Origin of the sequence: Lysinibacillus sp. GbtcB16 (assembly GCF_019091145.1) — a bacterium.
Lineage (GTDB): Bacteria > Bacillota > Bacilli > Bacillales_A > Planococcaceae > Lysinibacillus > Lysinibacillus fusiformis.
This window is the reverse complement of sequence record NZ_JAGXJV010000371.1, coordinates 1-274: the sequence shown is the minus strand read 5'-3', so window position 1 is coordinate 274 and position 274 is coordinate 1. Positions and strand designations below refer to the sequence as shown.

At 54.0% G+C, this 274-nt stretch carries 1 pseudogene; it reads right to left on the bottom strand.

Annotated elements, in window-relative coordinates:
- Positions 1-271, bottom strand: a pseudogene (locus KVT27_RS27385) (carbohydrate ABC transporter permease); the annotation flags it as partial.
- Between the last annotated feature and the right edge of the window lie 3 nt (positions 272-274).

Here is a 274-nt window from a genome sequence, read left to right as displayed (position 1 = left end):
AACGCTTCAGCCTCTGATCGGATATGCCTTGAAAGAACACCTTTTGCAGCAAAAAGAACAAGACCACGAGCGGCAATACCGTAAGGAAAGAAGCCGCCATCAGCGGTCCCCAGAGTGTGCCGGTCTCACTATGGAACTGCTGCAGCCCCAGTGACAATGTGTACATGGACGGATCGCTCAGGTACAGCAGCGGAGCTTGAAACTCTTGCCAGCTTGCGACAATTTGGAATAGCCCGACCGTGCATACCGCAGGCAGCGCTTGAGGCAGCATGAT